The following is an 18,369-nucleotide window of genomic DNA, read 5'->3' as shown; positions in this document are numbered from 1 at the left end:
TGTTACCTTTGCGGCATTATATATAATTGATAATTATGCTGAAACAGTTCTTTAGTTTGTTGAAGCGGTATATTCTTCCATACCGCAAATATTTGACATGGGCATTGATACTGAACTTTCTGTCGCAATGGCTTAATGTGTTTTCGTTCATGGCGATTGTGCCAATTTTGAACATTCTGTTCAAAATTGATACCAAGTCTTATGAGTACATTCCTATGGATATTCATAATTTGGATAAGGATGTACTCATAAATAATGCCTATTACTTTGTGAGCAATTTTGTGGCTACAAATGGTGCGTTCTATACACTTGCCATGATGGGAGGAATACTTATCTTTATGACTATGTTGAAAACTGCCGGTTATTTTGCTTCTGCGGCTGTCATGGTACCTTTGCGTACAGGTATTGTCCGGGATATCCGTATTCAGGTTTATAATAAAGTGTTAAGTCTTCCTTTGAGTTTTTTCTCAGAAGAACGTAAAGGAGATATCATAGCCCGTATGAGTGCGGATGTTACGGTGGTGGAGAACTCGTTGACCAGTTCCATCGATATGCTTATCCGTAATCCTATCGCTCTTTTGGTTTGTTTTGTCACTCTGTTTTCGGTAAGTTGGCAAATGACGCTTTTTGTTATCTTTATTTTACCTCTGACAGGTTGGATAATGGGGGTTGTCAGCCGGAAGCTGAAAAGACAGTCCTCTACAGCACAGGCGCAATGGGGAGATATTATGTCCCAATTGGATGAAACATTAGGAGGTTTAAGGGTTATCAAAGCGTTTATAGCCGAAAGCAAAATGTCTGCCCGGTTCTCTAAAACAAACAATGACTTCCGCGATGCAATGAACGAGATGATTATCCGGCAAAGTTCAGCCCACCCCATGAGTGAGTTTTTAGGCACTTGTGTGATTGTGACCGTGCTGTTGTTTGGCGGTGCTTTAATCTTAAATACAAACTATGCTCCGATGGATGCGGCTACTTTCATATTTTATCTGATTATCCTTTATAGTATCATCAATCCTTTGAAAGAATTTTCAAGAGCATTTTATAATATTCCGCAGGGATTGGCCAGTATGGAGCGAATTGATATGATATTGAAAGCGGAAAATCATATCGTAGAGCCGGAGCAGCCTTTGCCATTGGACGCTTTCACAGATAAGTTAGAGTTTAAAAATGTAAGTTTCAGCTATGTAGAAGGGCGTCCGGTCTTGAACCATATCAATCTGACTGTTCCTAAAGGAAAAACGATTGCACTGGTGGGCCAGTCCGGTTCCGGAAAGTCTACTTTAGTGGACTTGGTACCGCGTTATCACGATGTATCGGAGGGTGCATTGCTGATTGACGGCAAAAATGTGAAAGATGTATCCATCCACAGTTTACGTTCTCTGATTGGTAATGTAAATCAGGAAGCTATTCTGTTTAATGACACCTTCTATAACAATATTACTTTTGGTGTAGAGAATGCCACTATGGAGCAAGTAATAGAAGCTGCCAAGATAGCGAATGCACATGATTTCATTATGGAAACGGAAAAAGGATATGACACGATGATTGGTGATCGTGGAGGGCGTTTGTCCGGTGGTCAGCGTCAGCGTGTCAGTATAGCCCGTGCAATTTTGAAAAATCCTCCTATCCTTATATTAGATGAGGCTACTTCGGCTCTTGACACAGAGTCCGAGCGTTTGGTTCAGGAAGCGTTGGAGCGTTTGATGAAATCGCGTACTACTATCGCTATCGCACATAGATTGAGTACCATTAAGAATGCCGATGAAATTTGTGTACTTTATGAAGGCGATATCGTAGAAAGAGGAACTCACGATGAACTGATAGCCTTGAATGGATATTACAAGAAGTTGAACGATATGCAGTCTTTGTAAAGTGGAGCAAATAAAGAAATTGGCAATTGTTATTCCTGCCTACAAGGGGCGTTTCCTTAAGGAAACGCTCGACTCAATTGCAGTTCAGGCCCATAAAGATGAGTTCGTGTTATATATAGGTGATGATGCAAGTCCTGAAAGATTGGATAAGATTGTGGAATCTTATCAGAATAAGGTAAATCTGGTGTATCATCGCTTTAGCGAAAATATGGGGGGCAAAGATTTGGTGGCCCATTGGGAGAGGTGTATCCAGCTGTCTGCAGAGCCGTTTATCTGGCTTTTCTCGGATGATGATTTGATGCCGGCTGATGGTGTGGAACGTGTCATGGAGGTTTTGTCGCGCCCACACCATCAGCGAGGATATTTCTTTCGTTTTCCATTAGCTGTCATTGATGGTGAAAACAAGCGGATACGTGCCAATCGTCCTTTGGAAGAAGGAAGTGTGTCTTGTTACCGGCTGCTGCTAGATAAGTTACAGGGAAAGATAGATTCGGCTGCCGTAGAGTACGTGTTCAGTCGGGAGATATGGCAGTCGGCGGGTGGTTTTGTTCATTTTCCTATGGCTTGGTGTTCGGATGATGCTACGTGGGCTGCTTTTGCCCGTCATGCGGGGGGTGTTATTTCTTTGCCGGGGCAGCCTGTATGTTGGAGGAATGTTGAAGGTGCAAACATCAGTAACTCTGCCGGTCATGACAAAGATAAATTGCACGCTACTATTCTTTTCTTGAGATGGATGAGGAATATGTTTTCCGATTATGTGGATGATCCGGAGCTGATTAGTGCATTGCAATGCTATATCCATACCATCCTTCGTATTTCATTGCATAAACATTATAATATATGTGGTTTGTGGGGGGTATCTATGGCTTTGGGAAGATTTAATAAAAGGGCGGCCTTTACTACGTTTTTCAGGAATTTTAGGTTGTTCTCTTAATTTCATTTATGCAGCCGCTTGCGATTTCTCAAGAGTGCCTGTATTTTCATAAAAAGTTTGGGTGCATATATGCCCTCACTTCATATTTCTGTCCTGTATGTATAGTCAGATGTATATCTTCCTGTCATATATTGTTTCACTTTTTTAAAGAAGGACATTGGGGAGTTTTTTCATCCGTAAGGAATTGTGTGGTTTTAAAATCAGATTCATCCTTAAAATATCTTATCCGCATCCCTAAACATTTCTTGCTGTATGGTTAAGGGTTTTCTTCCTGTTTGTTCTATCTCCGCAAGCCTTTGGAGTTAACTCCATAGTCTTGGGAGATAACTCCAAAGCTTATGGAGATAACTCCAAAGGCTATGGAGATAGAATAGATGCATATAAAAAGGTTTAATCTGGAGATAGAAAAAGCTTATGCAATAGGGCTGACTGCTATACACATCCATTCATTCCCTTATTTATTGGAAGAATTTATAGATAGCCTGTATTATTGATTGTCTTATTTTGAAGGAAAGATAATGAATTCTTTTAAACGTTTTGATCTTTTTCACCGTTGCCATGCCTTCGTTATCCGTCATTCTGTGAAAGTACACACTCTTTATTGCACTTTTGCAAGGAAAAAGTCTGAAAATGCCATACTTTATATCAAGTCGGAGCAGCTTACAGGAAAGAATATATAACTGACAGTAAGTAGGTTATGAGAAATTCTGTTTTAAAATGTAGTGAGGGCATGAGGGTATAAGTGAGAGCAATTTTTTTTATCATCACTACATAAATATCTTATAATTAACTTGTTATATATGTAGTGAGGGCATGAGGGTATAAATGTTCCGAACTTTCTAGTGAGCTGATATATTAAGAATACTTTCGGATGTTATCCAAAGAATAAAATGATACTTTAAGAACAAAGGTTCTCCCCTTGATTTTTCAGGTGAATCCTAAAGGAAGCCAGGATTTTTTGAAGGGGGGGATAATGTTAAGACGGTATGAAATTTTATTTTGGATAGCGCTGATTATCTTGTAATTGCATATAAGAGAGCATGGAATTATTAGAATTTTGATTTGGTATGATAAAAATAAAAGTATTATTCATTGATCACTTCCATCCATTTCTTTATGATAATTTCGATGGAAAATTGCTTGCTACTTTCAATAGCGTTGGCAGACATTGATTTACGTAGCTTTTCATCTGTCATCAATAGCTTCATCTGTTTAATATATAGTGATATATCATCATTGGGGATAGCAAACCCATTGACTTTATCTGTTATTATGTCTGTCAATGAAGCAAAACTATGAAAAGCTAAAGGAACGCAACCATATTGTTGTGCCTCGGTTAATGTCAGCCCCCATCCTTCAAAAGATGAGGTCATCATAAAAATAGAAGCTTCATTATAATAAGGTTCCGGATTTTTTGTCCCTTCAAAAAAGACACGTTGTAAGCCATAATGTATGACTAGACTTTTGTACCAGCTTTCCATTTTCCCATGTCCTACTATTTTTAGCTTCCATTCGGATAGAGTATGGTCTGTTTCAATTTCCTTCCAAATCTTTAAAGCCAGAGAAATTCTTTTAGGTTCTTCTTCCAGTCTGGATACAATAAGTACTTCTTTCTTTTTGTGATTATAGTTGGCTAAATCATAGAAAGAGTGAAATGAAAGAGCATTATGGATTATTCTTATTTTACTATCATCTTTTAAATGAGAGTATTCTAGAAACGGCTTTTTGAAATGAGAAGATAATAAGATAACCTTATCGGCAAAATGATATGACTCTCTATATAAAATAGGTAGTTTTATTATTTTTCTTATCTTTTGATATGGAAAGGATAAAAATTTGCTGATGTTTTTCCTAATGTTCTTTCCTTCTTTTAGTTCTTTTTTAGGATTATCTAAGGTGATGAAATTAATTTCCGTGGCAGGACTTACGTGGAGTGCAAACATTAGCTTGCATTTTTTGTTTTGAGACTGGTTTAAAGCAAGTCTTAAACTCTTAGTTAACTTATGCTCTCCTTGATTAATAATGACGTCAATTTTATTTTGTTCTATAAATTGGATTAAATTATTGAGATTGTGATAAGAATTGATTTTAATTGTATTAACGAATTGCTGTTTAATAAAGGATTTGTCAATGTTGTATTTATAGGCAGAGTAACAGTTCACATTATAAAAAGTAGTTAATGCATTTGCAATATTAGCAGTAACTCTTTCAACACCTCCGTATTGTGGCGCAACTTCATTGGTAGTATAAAATAGTATATTCATTTGGGAACTTGTTTTAAATATAATTTTTGAATCTTGTAGACAACTCCCATCTGGTTTGAATTGAATTTCCGTGCAAATATTTTATTAGAGTTAATAAGCGTCTGATAATCATGGTCTTGCCATATATAGGGGCTGCCATGCTCCCAGTCAATTTCCCGCATACTACCGGTATTGGCATTGTTCGTACAATGCATTCTTTCTCGAAAAGGAGAGTTCCATAAAATAGTTTGAATGAATATTTCATCTGCGCAAAGTGTATATTTCATACGATTTAATACAATCTCTTTGTATTGTAATAGATACTTGACTGCGTTTTCGGTAATACTTATCCAATTTCCTCCTTTTTTGAATTCAAAAGTTTGTTTTCTGCGATAATGGCTTATTTTCTGTACTGCTAATATGAGGTTTCGGATTAATGCTGTAATTCCATGTAACAGATGTTCCTTATCTTTTAACCTTTTTGTAAAAAAATAGTATCGGAATACTTTGCGCTCCAAATCACGCTGATGAGCGGCATCCTGCCAAAAGCCTACAAATTCTTTACCGGCATTCTGCTGGAAAAAAGCATGAATGTAATCTTGGCTTTTTATGGGCAAATCCGTTCCGGATAATAAATGATAATAAGCATAGGGACCGTGTGATAAGGCCGTTTCAAAGAGAAGATATTCTACTTGTACTTGGCTGATATCACCCCAATATACTTTGATGGGATTTTCTATTAAATAAAAGCCGGCTTTCTGCATTTTGACTTTTTTTATTTGCTGAAACAGTTCTGTAGCCCGTTTGTCAATATGCAAATAAATGTCATTACGTTCATCGTCCAACATGGAAAGTAGTACCTCCAGTACCGGATATTCATTGTGGGCGATAATCAGAAATGCATGTTTCATTATATATCAGGTTTTAATCTTTTAAAGAAATTAGGAATCGTTACATCCGGAATAATGAATCCGTCTTTGCGAAGTGCTTCAAAATAAGCACTGCCGATAACACGTTCATATTCAGCCTCTAGTTTTCCTTCTTTATGTAACTGATAGAAGTAGCGCCAGTGGCGACCTCCGTGTCTGCCCTTGTGTTGCTCCAGTTGCTTGCCGCCATTTATCATCTTTTCCATAAACTGCTGCTTGCCGCGTATATTGTAATGATATACATGGATATGGCTGTCGGCAGAGTTTTGTGGGAACATGGTTACTTTATGGTTTCCCATTGAAATTTGCAGGTAACCGGCAGTCCGGTGAATGACTTTTTTGTTCTGACGCTCAAACAGCGAATAGAGTGACAAGTCATATTTTTCAGGTTCGGTTACCGCTTTTACAGTCTTATCCCATTGCCAAAAGGGCTTTTCTTCTTCAGGATAGACACTTCTCATTTCACAATTCAGCACATTGGCATTGGTGGCATATAATTCATCTTTCAAATTGCCGGTAGGGGCATACCATAATTCGTCGGCATCGGCATTGATAATCCAGTCGGCCTTATAAATGGTTTTGGCTTTCCAAATCATACGGTCTACCCAGTCCTTTTGTTCATAGTTGGTAGCCTTTTCTTCTATCACTTCTTTAATCCACCCTTTTTGTTTGTATTTACGGATAATGTCCGGAGTTGAGTCTGTGGAGTTATTATCAGTAATGATAAACCCGTCCACTCCCATCGCTTTATGGAACTGTAAATTCTCTTCCAGCATCCCTTCTTCGTTTTTTACCAGCAATGTCATGAATAATTTGACTTCTTTCGTTTGTTTAAAAGCCAAAGGAAATTCGGATATAACGTGCCCTATTTTGGATAGTAATAAATTGCTCATAAATAACCAATGATTATTGATTTCTACCTGTCATATTAGAGATAATTAATACTATTGTCAAAAGAATTTGTTTTATTCTGAACTCATTATAATAGATAACGTAATCCTTAGTTTTCTCATAATATTCTGATATCTAATTATATAACAAATTTACTCTTTTTCTGTAAATATAGTATATAAATGCTAGTTTATTATGAAACATTAACTTGTAAGAGTGTTGCCGTTTTTTAGCTCATAATTCCAAGTTTTTCATGTATTCCGTCGCAATAGGCTTTCCATAATCGGGGTATATCTTTCCATTGATAGGCTTTTGCAAACGGACTGGTGAACAACGCGATGAAAATATATCCCATTACTCCGTTGAAGCCGCGAAGATATTTCACTGCTATGTTGCGTCCGTAGTGATGGTTTAAATAAGTTGAATTACGGATCTGATAAAAGCGTTTCCACTTTTTCTTCTTGCTTCGCTCATTCCATGTGTCGTTGGAGAAGAATTTCTCTTTATCCATCAGGGCATCAGGTATATAGAGTATTTTGTACCCTGCCCGTATGGTGCGGAGACAGTAATCTGTATCATCACAGAAAATGAAAAGGTCTTTATTGGGAAGACCTATCTTCTCAACGACTTCGCGGCGGATGAACGGACCTTCGAAAGCTGTTCCCATAATTTCTGTCGGTGAGGTGATGTGCCGTCCTGCCAGTTTCTTGCTGTACATGGATACAAAAGGATTGCTCAGGTTGTATGCCTGGAAGTCATGGGTGAATATTTCTCCTTCGAGCAACCTGCGAGGGGCCAGTATGCCGATATCTTTCTTGCCGGTATACGGCAAGAGTTGTTCCAGACAGTCGGCCCGCGGAAATACATCGTCATCCATGCACCAAATCCAGTCGGCACCCGCCTGATAAGCGTATTGTATGCCTGTATAGAATCCTCCCGCACCGCCCACATTGGTCTGATTGATTACTGTCAGCCCTTCCTGTGCGGCAAGCCATTCCGTTGTACCGTCCGTGCTTCCGTTATTTACTATTACAATGGAAGATATCGGCTTGTTTTGTTGCAGACAACGAATATTTCTTTTCAGAAGTTCCATTCGGTTGTAGGTTACAACTACGGCTATAATGTTCATGATGCATTTAGTTTTTAGTAAAGGTTATCTATTTTTCCCGGCTGTACGCTTCTATAGGCTCTCATGAGCTCAAAGCATTTTTCCACATCAAAGTTCCGTGCCTTGGCGTATTCTTCTGCCATCCATCGGTGCATTTGTGGAGTTGCCGGCAGGCGTTCAAAGTTTTTGCAGCCGGTCTTCATATCTATGGGGCCGATGTACATCCGGTTCAAATCGACAATTTCTATTGTTATGCCATTGGGAGTTTTCTGAAACAGGATGTTGGCACGTCCGTAGTCTTTGTGGGCGTATCCGTGTTCGTGAAGACGGGCGGTCACTTTGCCTATGGCGCGGAATACTTCCTCGGCGTAGTCGAATTGCTGTGTGAACAGGTTGTCGTAAATGTAGGGGCAGGTGGAGAGGAGGCTGATATAATAACTTTTATCGAACAGCAGCCCTGAACGTATATTCATATATCCCACCGGTTGCGGAGTGCCTACACCTATTTTCAGCAGCATTTCTGCATGGTCGTAAGAGCGTTTTGCCTTGGATGGACGAAATATGCCATATACAAACCGGTTGATAAGGTGGGGGCTGTGAAAGGATTTGATAACATATTCTTTGCCATTGTATTCCATTTTCCGCAATTCATTGCGCCCTTGGTGAATAACAGTACCTTCATTCCTTTGGAAACGTTCGGGAATGGATACTATAAATTCTTCCAGATTTTTGAAATCAGGGTGAATCACTAAGGTGCGGGGATGAAACAAACGCTCTGTCTTGCTCATATCATTATAATAGTGTTAAATTTTGTCTAGTCCTTTGGTATATTTCAACCAGTAATATTTTAAAGGATTCTTGTATTTCAGTTGTTTCCACGGACGGCTGCTATGGGGCCTGTGCCATACGGGCAACGTGGTGAACAGGTAGTTTTGGAAACCTCGTTTCAGTGACTCGTGCGAGATGGTCACATCATACCAGTTCTTGCTTGGGTCTAATGTCTGAAAGTCAAATGCTTTCAGCAGTCCGGGGGTGAGTAGTGAACAGCAGAAGCTGCAATGCTTTTTTTCCGGGTACACTTGATTCTCGTGTCCTTTGGCGTGTAGGTAGGGGTAATTGATTACGCCTTTTTCATCGGTTGTCACAGCGGCTGCAATTCCGCATTGTTTCTGTTGCAATGCTCCATTGTATAGTGATTGCAATGTGTTTTTTTTGACAATAACATCCGATTCCACAATCAGTAATCCTGCATCTGCTTCGATGGCTTCTTTTTGTGCTGTTTGTAACACCAGTAGATAGTTGGGAGAGGGGTGGTCGGTCAGGTCTGATAAGTTGACCAGACGAAAATTCCATTGACGGGCGGCCTCTTCCAGCCGATGGGTATTTTCTTCCGTGCTGAAATCGTTATAGACAGTATAAGTGAAAGGAACCAAAATATCCGATTCCATGATTGCTTTTACGGTTTCAAGCGTGGAGTCAATCGAATCTTTTACGGGTGTTATGATATGAAGGCACTTCATTGGTTTGTTATCTATGTTGTTTGTCAATTTAGGAATATCATGCAAATTTAGCGGAAAACCTTGGGGAGTCCAAGGATTTCCTTTTATTTAAATGTCTTTTTGCATAAGGCGAGGGCGGCGGCTACGGTATCGTCCATGTCGGCGTATGCGTATTGTGCCAGACGGCCTCCGAATAAAACGTCTTTCCGCTCAGAGGCCAGTTTTTTATATTGGCTCATCATTTCGGTGTTCCGCTTGTCGTTTATCGGATAGTAAGGTTCTTTGCCCGGCGCGAAATCATCGGGATATTCATACGTGATTACAGTGGTGGGCTGTGTGCCGAATTCAAAGTGTTTGTGCTCAATGATTCGGGTATAGGGTACCTCACGTTCTGTATAATTGACTACTGCGTTGCCTTGGAAATCCTCTGTTTCCAGCTGTTTATGTTCAAAGCGCAGGCTTCTGTATTCCAGATGTCCGCATTGGTAATCGAAGAACTGGTCTATGCATCCGGTGAACAGGATATTGTTTGCCAATGCGTCCAGTTCATTGCGGTTGTTGAAATAATTGGTGTTGAGACGAACCTCGGTTCCTTCCAGTAACGCATCGATAAGGGCGTTGTATCCGCCTTTGGGGATTCCTTGGTAGCTGTCATTGAAATAGTTGTTGTCATAAATGAAACGGAAAGGAATACGTTTGATGATGAATGCCGGTAATTCTTTGGCGGAACGTCCCCATTGTTTCTCTGTATAACCTTTGATAAGGCGATGGTAAATGTCTTTTCCACATAGCTTTAATGCTTGCTCCTCCAGGTTGGCGGGGGTGGCGATATGGTCAAATTCTTTACGTTGCTCTTCTATCTTGGCCTTGGCTTCCGCTGGAGTCTTTACTCCCCACAGCTGATAAAAAGTGTTCATGTTGAAGGGAAGATTGTATAATTTCCCGTCAAAGTAAGCCAAAGGGGAGTTGGTGTATCGGTTGAATTCGACAAAGCTGTTTACATAGTCCCACACTTCTTTATTGTCGGTATGGAAGATATGTGCACCATATTTATGTACATGGATGCCCTCTATATCTTCACAGTAGATATTGCCTCCGCGATGATTGCGCTTGTCAATTACCAGGCAATGTTTACCTACTCGTTTTGCCTCGTGGGCAAAAACGGCGCCGAACAAACCGGCACCTACTATCAAATAATCATATTTTTCCATAATCACTTAGTTTCTTCCTGTTGTCTGCGCAGCCACTCTTCTTTGGTTCTTTTCCAGCGGTTATGGCTCCAGAGCCAATATTGGGGATGCGCTTTTATTGTTTGTTCCAATTCTCGGGTAAACAAATCGGTCAATTCAAAATCGGGTACTTGCCGGGGGGTGTCGCACAATGGTTTGAGCCGGCAGTGGTAGTATCCTCTTTTGACCCGTGTTACGTCAGCATAATAAATCAAGGCGTCCACTTGTTTGCCTATTTTCTCCGTACCGATGAAAACCGGTGTTTCTTGGTTTAGAAATTCAGTCCAGTGATGTATGCTGTTCCACTTGGGTGCTTGGTCCGAAATAAATCCGATAATTGCCTTTTGCTTTGTCCGTTTCAATTCAATGATGCGGCGCAAAGTCGTTTTCATGGGGATGCATTCGCCTCCGAACTGGTTGCGTAATCTTAGAAATAGTTTGTCGAAAGCCTGATTGTACAGTGGATGATAGATTTGTCCGCAGGATATGTCTTTGGAAATCCAATAAGGCAAGGATGCAATCCATTCCCAGTTGCAATAATGCCCTAAATAGATAAAACAGAAGTCTTTGTTCTTTTTGTTCATGCTTTCCACTATCTCGTCCAGTCCTTCAAAAGTCATTCTTCTCATCAGTTGTTTTTTTGAAATGGAGAATAACTTGAGCGTTTCTACTATATAGTCGCAAAAGAAAGAGTAAAATTGTTTCTCGATTTGGACAATCTCTTTTAAATCTTTCTCGGGGAATGAGTTTGATAAATTATTGCGTATGATTTTACGTCTGTAGCGGATGCAATAATAGAGCGGATAAAAAAGAAGATCGGATATGAAATATAAGAATCGCAAGGGTAGAAGCGAAAGCAAATACCACAAGAAGAAAACGGAATAATATATGAGATTTATTTGTTTCATTTAACTGATGACTTTGTTTATGTGTTCTATTACCATTTCGGGAGTTATGCCTTGCAGACAGGCATAATCTTTTCTATAACAGTGCTTTTCTCCGGATAAGGAACAAGGACGGCAGGGCAGGTCTATCTGTATTGTGTTTGCCGCAGACTGATTCCATCCTGCAAAGCCTGCACAGGGATGCGTTGCCCCCCAAATGGACACAACCGGGATGTTCACTAATGATGCAAGGTGCATATTGGCGGCATCCATTACCAGCATGACGTCCATATTGCTCATGAGGGCCAATTCCATATTTATGGTTAGTTTGCCGGCTGTTGAGATGACATTGGGGAAATGTTGGGCCCATTCTTCCAATACTTTGATTTCTTTTTTCCCGCCTCCGAATAAGAAGATTTTTGTATGGTCGCGTGCAGATAGATGTTTGAGGATCTGCTCTTGCTTTGACAACGGATAGATTTTGCCTACATGTGTTGCAAAGGGAGCGATTCCAATCCATGTTTCTTGGTTCTTTTCACCGGTTAACGGAGCCAGGCTGGAAATATTGCCTTTATTCTTTCCGAAAAGGGAGAGGAAACTTAACCGGATGGGGTAACCTATCTGACTGAGCGTATGGGCACAGCGCTGAAAAAAGGAGTCTTGCTCTGTATATATTTTATGTTTCCGCCGTATCAGTTTTTGCAGTTCCCGCCTGTTCTGCTTGATGTGGGCTGCTTTTATGCCTGCCAGACGAAAACGCCAGCAAAGAAAACGGCTGCGGAATGTGGGCTGGAAAGCGGCTACGGCATCAAATTTTTCTTCTTTTAAATCATTGTACAGCCATCCCAGACCCATTAATCCGGCATGTTCTCCTCTGAAATCTGCCCCACGGAAAATAACATTGTCCGGCACATTCTCGAATAAGGGGGAGAATGTGTCTATGCTCAGCACCATGATTTGATGCTGGGCATATTGCGTAGCCAATGAGTGAATGACCGGGATTGCCATTGCCACATTATTGATGGATGAAAAGCAGATTACAAGAATCTTGGACATAACAGCTGTTTTATTGAATGTACAAATCTATGCAAAGTTTTCTAATCAGCCAATTATTATTCGGTAAAAGTGTCTACCTTTGTTCCCAAGCAAGTTTTTGAAAGATGAAAATAATTGTAGATAATAAAATACCTTATATACATGAAGCTGTCGAACAGATAGCCGATGAAGTGGTGTATTTGCCCGGCAGTGGTTTTACCGCCGGGGATGTACGGGATGCTGACGCATTGGTGATCCGTACCCGTACCCGTTGTAACCGTGAACTGCTGGAAGGAAGCAAGGTGAAATTCATTGCTACTGCGACCATCGGTTTTGATCATATTGATGTGGACTATTGTGATGAGGCGGGAATTGTATGGAAAAATTGTCCCGGTTGTAATGCCGGCAGTGTGGAGCAGTACCTGCATTCGGTATTATTATTGTTGAAACGCCGGAAGGGGGTGAGATTGGAAGAAAGCTGTCTGGGGATTGTTGGGGTAGGACATGTGGGAAGCCGTATCCAACGTATGGCGGAGGCATTGGGGATGCGGGTCTTGCTGAATGATCCTCCACGTGCGGACCGGGGGGAAACGGAATTTGTGGATTTGTCTGTACTGGCAAGGGAATGTGATATAATAACCTTTCATACTCCGCTGAACAGGAATGGGAAATATAAAACGTTCCATCTGGCGGATGCGGATTTCTTTGCCGGTTTGCAACGGAAACCTTTTATTGTGAATACTTCTCGTGGAGAAGTAATAGAGACATTGGCTTTGCTTGATGCGCTGAAGACAGGCCGGATACGTGATGCGGTTATTGATACGTGGGAAAATGAACCGGATATTCACCCGGATTTGTTGCAGAAAGTTTTTTTGGGAACCCCTCATATAGCAGGGTATTCAGCTGACGGAAAGTCGAATGCTACACGGATGGCATTGGAGGAGCTTTGTAACTTCTTCCATATACAGGCTGATTTTAAAATAGTACCGCCCGCTTTGCCGTATATGGATTATTCTTCTGATCCGGAAGAGGCTTTTCTACAGGTGTATGATCCGACTCGTGACAGTGATGCATTGAAACGGCATCCCGAAGAATTTGAACATTTGCGGGGGAATTATCCATTGAGGCGTGAAATTTCTTTTTTACCGTAGGGGGACATTTCAATGTACCCCTACGGTGGCCAGAACTTTTAGTCTGCTTTTGCTGTTTGCATCTCTTCTGCTACAATCTGTTCGCAATCTTCAATGCTGTATCCCGATGCGGGTTCGCTCCAATACCATAAGGCGGGAGCTTGTTGTAATGTATCCATAATCAATTATTTTTTAGATGGGTTATTCAATGTTATAGTTGTTTCCGAATGTTGGTTGCCGCCCAGAATACCTGTTCCTCCCTCCACATTGCTGTAAACCCGTAGAGGTTCGGCTAGTCCAATGTTACCCAAGCCTCCTTCTAACGTGCTTCCGGCAATTTTTTGTAAGGACAACAGGTATAAAAAGTAGGATTCGGAAAGGGAATAGATGGAAATGATTCTTTGTTCTGTTTCGTCTAACTCTGCCGTTGTCTCTTTTATTTGTAAAGTATAGGTTTGTCCGTTAATGCTTTGGTCGGTAAAGAGGGCTCCTCCTCTTTTTTCCAATCCGTTGAATGCCATACTTTCGTCCAATATGGCATCCTGTTCCTTGAATACAGGATCTATATAATCTATTTCTGTTTCGTAGTAACCGTAATAGCCCGTTTTTATTTGTGTGATTTTGGCCAGATAATAATTGTTCTTTTCCGGAAATTCATCAAACGTGACTTCATAGTATATTTCAAAATAGTCGGAAATTGTTCCTTGATAAACTCCGTTACCTTTTTTAATTGTATGACTGGCGTTTTTTATAGCTACTTTCTTTGGTATGATATCTTCTGCCGTTACCGTACCATATTCGGGGGTGGATGCAACAATTTTTATCCGGTCTCCTTCTGCCGGGATTGTATTTGAAAGGAATAAGGTATCCGGCTGGTCTGGGTTCCGGGGATTATTCAGTGTTTTCCATTGCATGGTTTCTATGTATTGATTGTTGATATAGAGCTCCACATGGGCGTGAGGGAGATTGACATAAGGCTTCTTGTCTGGATAGAACCAGGTCCGGGTGATGGAGGCCATTACCACTGTGTCGGGGGATACTACACTGTTTATTACCATTTTGGGCGTAGTGCGATATTCGTTCAAATCTATTTTTCGATAACAGGAGGTAAGGAACACTCCTAGAAGTAATGTATATAGCAGATGTTTCATAATCATTTAAAATTTATAAGTGTAAGAAACTGATGGTATAATGGGAACTATGCCCAGGGTATAGAAGCAGTCGTTATTATACCACCATCCTTTGCGTATGCTGACGGGTGCCATGTAGGAATAGACATTGTAGATGCTGATATTCCATATTCCCATCCGGTTCTTTTTCTTTGGCCGGTAAATATTGATGCCCAAGTCGAGTCTGTGATAGGCGGGAAGTTGGAAATTATTACGTTCCGTATAATAGTCTAATCCGCCTGAATCTATATAAGGAGGAACCAGGCTGCCTCCCGGAAACGGATGTTGGGGAGAAACGGCCTGGTAGTTTTCGAAAGAAACCGTGAGCCGGTTACCGGTTGCGTAGGTCCAGCTTCCGGTCAACTCCAGTTTGGGCTTGATTTTCCAATTGGCTATTATATTGAATTTATGCCGGTTATCGAATTTGGCAGGAAAACGCTTGCCTTTATTTATCTCAGTGAACTGTCTGTCATTCCAGCTTAGAGTATAGCCTGCCCATCCGGTTATTTTCCCTTTTTCTTTGCGGGCAATAAGTTCTACGCCGTAAGAACGTCCTTTTCCTTGAGTCAGTTTGTCTTCCCAGCTGGTGGAAGGAGGGAGAAACTGGTAGTTGTCTTTATAGTCCATCAGATGTTTCATCCATTTATAATATCCTTCTATGGAGAAAGAGTAGATTTTGTTGCCGGTGGTGTAATAAGCTCCTACAGCCAGTTGGTCGCTCTGCATCGGTTTCAGCTTGCGGCTGACCGGTATCCATGTGTCTGTGGGCAGGTTGATGTAGCTTTCATTGACTTGATGTACATATTGGCTCATCCGGGTATAAGAGGCTTTGAGGCTGAGTTGCGGATTGATCAGGAAACGACTGGAAAAACGGGGTTCCAGGGAAGTGTACGTTTTCCCGTCAATGGTGTATAGTCCGAGGTGAACCCCAGCGTTCAAACGTATTCTTTTGTTCATTTTCCAGTCTTCTTCCATATATATGCCTAATTCATGTGCAGGTAGGGCAGTGTCGTTGTTTTGTCTGGTCTGGGTGGTCATGCCATTGGAAAAATGCGATTTTTCGTCTACGGGATGAAAACGGTGGTAAATATAATGAGTGCCGAAATGCAACTGGTGGGAAGCATTGGGGCGGAAATCGAAATTGGCTCGTATGCTGAGGTCGTCAATGCGGTTCCGGGTTGAACTTTCCTGTGATACGTAGTTGGCTTCTGTTCCTTGGTAGTAGTCTCCTTTCAAGGTGGAAGAATAGTGGGTAAAGGCGGCATTCACATTACCGAAGAGTTGGTTGTTGAATACGTATGACCAGCCGGTAAATGCCATGATGTTTCCCCATCGCAGTCTGCCGGTGTTTCTGCTTTCATATCCATTGTCACCTTCTCTTTTTTCTCCTCCCTTCAAAAAATCGTTTCCCCAGTAAAGACCGGCATATCCGCGGCTGCGGTCATTGAACTGGTGGTTGAGTTTAAAGTTCATGTCGGTAAAAGCGTATCGTGCCACTATTTGGGTTTCTCCTTTATTTCTGGTAGCGTTCCAGATGGCGATGGTTGGGGCCGAAAGCGCGTCAATCCATGAACGGCGTAATGCAAAGTTGAATGAGGTCCGGTCTTTGACCAACGGACCTTCCAGATTCAGGCTGCCTGAGGTCAGTCCCAGCATGGCGCTTCCGTGATATTCTTTCATGTTGCCATCCTTTGTATGGATATCGACTACGCTGGACAGTCTTCCTCCGTAACGGGCGGGGAAGGCGGACTTAAAGAATTCTACATCCTTTACGGCTTCGGCGTTGAAGGAGGAAAACAGACCGCCCACATGGTTGATCTGGTATAACGGATTCCCTTCTATCATATAAAGATTGTCGTCTCCATTACCGCCCCGCACATACATTCCTGCCAATCCGGCTGTGCCTGCCGATACACCCGGCAAGGTCTGTAGAGTTTTTATAATATCAGCTTCTCCGAATAATACCGGGGTTTGTTGGATCAGGTCTTTGTTGAGACGGGTATGTCCCATATCGGATGTTTGGACTAATGGAGAAGAGGTATATTCTCCGGTCACTACCACTTCGGCTAATTGCTGGTGGCTGTTCAGCAGAACCGGAAGCAGCGTGTCTTGTTCCAATTGTGTGAATGAACGGTGGAAACTGTCATAACCTACATAGGAGATGTTCAGGTATACATCGTTTCCGGCTTCCAGAGTCAGACTGAAAAAGCCGTCGGCGTTGCTGGTTGTTCCTTGATGGCTTTTGGCATCATAGATGGAGGCGCCTATAAGGGACTCTGAGGAGGATTTGTCTCGTATGAAGCCGCTGATTACAATGTTTTTCTGTTTTTTCTTGAGGATGATGTATTTGCCTGATTGTATATATTCTACGGGCAGTTTTTGAAACAGAATGCGCAAACAGTGGGATAACGGCTGGGCGGTTATTGTTATATCTATCGGTAACAGATGTTTTGTTAAGGAGGACTCATACGAAAAGGTTACACCTGTCTGCCGGGTGATTTCTGCCAAAACTTTACGGATGGGGGTTTGTTTCATATCTAATGTTACGAGGGGCTCATCATGTTCTGTTCCTTTTGCCTCAATACAAATGTGCATGAGGCAAAGGAGCAGAAGAAAAGAAAATTTAGAATGGAATTGCATCATTGGGTTATGTCTAGTTTCGTATCTAGTGTTTGGTTTATGATTTCAATTATGTCTTCTATCGGAGTATTGTCAAAGGTCGTGGTCAGATAGTACTCTTTTTGTGGAATTCCGCCGATATGGACCTTATAGACTTCTTCTAATTCTTTTACTACCTTTTTCAAGGGGGCTTCATTATAAACAAACACGTGGGTCTTCCATGCAAAAGTGTTGGGGTCACTTTGTTTGTTTATTTGCATTTGTCCTTTTTGGTTAATGAAGGCATACATGCCTTTTGTCAGAATAGCCTCTTTTTGTTCTTTGTTATAAAAACGGACTTTTCCAGACTCTACGGTTGCCGAAGTCTGATTTGCATTTGCCGTTACTTGGAATTGTGTACCCAGTACTTGTATGTTTGCCAGTTCGGTCTGTACCCTGAAAGGACATTGTTCTTGATGTGTGACTGAAAAATATGCTTTTCCATTTAAAGTGACGTTCCTGTTTTTTTTACCGTATGCCAAGCGGTCATACTGTAAGGCCGAATTCTCTGCCAGCGTAATATGGCTGTTGTCCGGAAGCGTGACTTCTTTGACAGCGTGTGCGGATGAGGCAATGACAATCCAGTCTTGCCTGTCGTATATCCACCACCAACTGAATCCGGCTATCAGGAAAGTGACAGCAGCGATAGTTATCAGTCTATATAATAAGATAGAGTTATTTCTTTGTTTGCCGATACCTAGTTTTTGCCAGGCTTGTGTTGTGTCCAGCCTGTTTTCCCGATAGAACCGGGCTACAAAACGAATATCTTTCTCTTCTTTCTCCATG

The 18,369-nt window shown here is 41.3% G+C and carries 15 protein-coding genes; 3 read left to right on the top strand and 12 right to left on the bottom strand.

The features are described from left to right. The first annotated feature begins 35 nt into the window (after positions 1-35). Both BVU_RS05425 and BVU_RS05420 read left to right on the top strand, forming a co-directional pair. Positions 36-1,874 (top strand): ABC transporter ATP-binding protein, encoded by a 1,839-nt coding sequence (locus BVU_RS05425; protein ID WP_005844224.1) that lies wholly within the window; start codon positions 36-38, stop codon positions 1,872-1,874. Between the two features lies 1 nt (position 1,875). Then, the gene (locus tag BVU_RS05420; RefSeq protein ID WP_005844227.1) at positions 1,876-2,808 is read left to right on the top strand and encodes a glycosyltransferase family 2 protein; all 933 of its coding nucleotides are present in this window, start codon (positions 1,876-1,878) and stop codon (positions 2,806-2,808) included. 1,085 nt (positions 2,809-3,893) lie between these two features. Here BVU_RS05420 and BVU_RS05410 read toward each other — a convergent pair. The 9 genes from BVU_RS05410 to BVU_RS05370 form a co-directional block, all read right to left on the bottom strand. Then, a complete protein-coding gene (locus BVU_RS05410; RefSeq protein ID WP_008666582.1) occupies positions 3,894-5,072 on the bottom strand; it encodes a glycosyltransferase in 1,179 nt (392 codons plus the stop codon). After that, the gene (locus tag BVU_RS05405; RefSeq protein WP_005844238.1) at positions 5,069-5,962 is read right to left on the bottom strand and encodes a beta-1,6-N-acetylglucosaminyltransferase; all 894 of its coding nucleotides are present in this window, start codon (positions 5,960-5,962) and stop codon (positions 5,069-5,071) included. Before BVU_RS05405 ends, BVU_RS05410 begins: the two co-directional genes overlap by 4 nt. Next, positions 5,962-6,873, bottom strand: a complete 912-nt coding sequence (locus tag BVU_RS05400) for a glycosyltransferase family 2 protein (protein ID WP_005844241.1) — start codon at positions 6,871-6,873, stop codon at positions 5,962-5,964. The genes BVU_RS05405 and BVU_RS05400 overlap by 1 nt, the downstream gene beginning before the upstream one ends. A gap of 227 nt (positions 6,874-7,100) precedes the next feature. Next, positions 7,101-8,000, bottom strand: coding sequence for a glycosyltransferase family 2 protein (locus tag BVU_RS05395; protein WP_005844244.1), 900 nt, complete (start codon positions 7,998-8,000; stop codon positions 7,101-7,103). A 14-nt stretch (positions 8,001-8,014) separates the two neighbouring features. Then, complete coding sequence (locus BVU_RS05390) at positions 8,015-8,767, bottom strand: lipopolysaccharide kinase InaA family protein (protein ID WP_005844246.1); 753 nt, start codon at positions 8,765-8,767, stop codon at positions 8,015-8,017. 15 nt (positions 8,768-8,782) lie between these two features. Continuing rightward, a complete protein-coding gene (locus BVU_RS05385) occupies positions 8,783-9,499 on the bottom strand; it encodes a hypothetical protein (RefSeq protein ID WP_008666588.1) in 717 nt (238 codons plus the stop codon). A gap of 83 nt (positions 9,500-9,582) precedes the next feature. Next, entirely contained in the window at positions 9,583-10,689 is a 1,107-nt protein-coding gene (gene glf / locus BVU_RS05380) for a UDP-galactopyranose mutase (protein ID WP_008666589.1), read from the bottom strand. 2 nt (positions 10,690-10,691) lie between these two features. Further along, positions 10,692-11,615, bottom strand: a complete 924-nt coding sequence (locus BVU_RS05375; protein ID WP_005844253.1) for a lysophospholipid acyltransferase family protein — start codon at positions 11,613-11,615, stop codon at positions 10,692-10,694. Continuing rightward, complete coding sequence (locus BVU_RS05370) at positions 11,616-12,647, bottom strand: glycosyltransferase family 9 protein (protein WP_005850120.1); 1,032 nt, start codon at positions 12,645-12,647, stop codon at positions 11,616-11,618. 104 nt (positions 12,648-12,751) lie between these two features. On the opposite strand from BVU_RS05370, the gene pdxB reads away from it, so the two are divergent. Further along, a complete protein-coding gene (gene pdxB / locus BVU_RS05365; RefSeq protein WP_005844256.1) occupies positions 12,752-13,777 on the top strand; it encodes a 4-phosphoerythronate dehydrogenase PdxB in 1,026 nt (341 codons plus the stop codon). Between the two features lie 164 nt (positions 13,778-13,941). Here the strand turns inward: pdxB and BVU_RS05360 are convergent, their stop codons facing one another. From BVU_RS05360 to BVU_RS05350, 3 genes are read right to left on the bottom strand one after another with little or no spacing between them, the layout of a single operon-like run. Further along, positions 13,942-14,907, bottom strand: a complete 966-nt coding sequence (locus BVU_RS05360) for a DUF4249 domain-containing protein (RefSeq protein ID WP_008666594.1) — start codon at positions 14,905-14,907, stop codon at positions 13,942-13,944. Positions 14,908-14,913: 6 nt separating this feature from the next. Further along, positions 14,914-17,568 carry a TonB-dependent receptor gene (locus tag BVU_RS05355; protein ID WP_008666596.1) on the bottom strand — a complete coding sequence of 885 codons (2,655 nt, stop codon included), beginning with the start codon at positions 17,566-17,568 and terminating at the stop codon, positions 14,914-14,916. Next, positions 17,565-18,368, bottom strand: a complete 804-nt coding sequence (locus BVU_RS05350; protein WP_005844264.1) for a FecR family protein — start codon at positions 18,366-18,368, stop codon at positions 17,565-17,567. Before BVU_RS05350 ends, BVU_RS05355 begins: the two co-directional genes overlap by 4 nt. Position 18,369: the final 1 nt, after the last annotated feature.

It is taken from the genome of Phocaeicola vulgatus ATCC 8482 (assembly GCF_000012825.1).
Classification (GTDB): Bacteria; Bacteroidota; Bacteroidia; order Bacteroidales; family Bacteroidaceae; genus Phocaeicola; species Phocaeicola vulgatus.
Note: the sequence above shows the minus strand (reverse complement) of the source record. Positions and strands in the feature narration are given on the sequence as shown.

Coding starts and splice junctions, on each gene's coding strand:
- BVU_RS05425 (WP_005844224.1), top strand. CDS start 36: ATGCTGAAACAGTTCTTTAGTTTGTTGAAGCGGTATATTCTTCCATAC.
- BVU_RS05410 (WP_008666582.1), bottom strand. CDS start 5,072: ATGAATATACTATTTTATACTACCAATGAAGTTGCGCCACAATACGGA.
- BVU_RS05405 (WP_005844238.1), bottom strand. CDS start 5,962: ATGAAACATGCATTTCTGATTATCGCCCACAATGAATATCCGGTACTG.
- BVU_RS05400 (WP_005844241.1), bottom strand. CDS start 6,873: ATGAGCAATTTATTACTATCCAAAATAGGGCACGTTATATCCGAATTT.
- BVU_RS05395 (WP_005844244.1), bottom strand. CDS start 8,000: ATGAACATTATAGCCGTAGTTGTAACCTACAACCGAATGGAACTTCTG.
- BVU_RS05390 (WP_005844246.1), bottom strand. CDS start 8,767: ATGAGCAAGACAGAGCGTTTGTTTCATCCCCGCACCTTAGTGATTCAC.
- BVU_RS05385 (WP_008666588.1), bottom strand. CDS start 9,499: ATGAAGTGCCTTCATATCATAACACCCGTAAAAGATTCGATTGACTCC.
- glf (WP_008666589.1), bottom strand. CDS start 10,689: ATGGAAAAATATGATTATTTGATAGTAGGTGCCGGTTTGTTCGGCGCC.
- BVU_RS05375 (WP_005844253.1), bottom strand. CDS start 11,615: ATGAAACAAATAAATCTCATATATTATTCCGTTTTCTTCTTGTGGTAT.
- BVU_RS05370 (WP_005850120.1), bottom strand. CDS start 12,647: ATGTCCAAGATTCTTGTAATCTGCTTTTCATCCATCAATAATGTGGCA.
- pdxB (WP_005844256.1), top strand. CDS start 12,752: ATGAAAATAATTGTAGATAATAAAATACCTTATATACATGAAGCTGTC.
- BVU_RS05360 (WP_008666594.1), bottom strand. CDS start 14,907: ATGAAACATCTGCTATATACATTACTTCTAGGAGTGTTCCTTACCTCC.
- BVU_RS05355 (WP_008666596.1), bottom strand. CDS start 17,568: ATGATGCAATTCCATTCTAAATTTTCTTTTCTTCTGCTCCTTTGCCTC.
- BVU_RS05350 (WP_005844264.1), bottom strand. CDS start 18,368: ATGGAGAAAGAAGAGAAAGATATTCGTTTTGTAGCCCGGTTCTATCGG.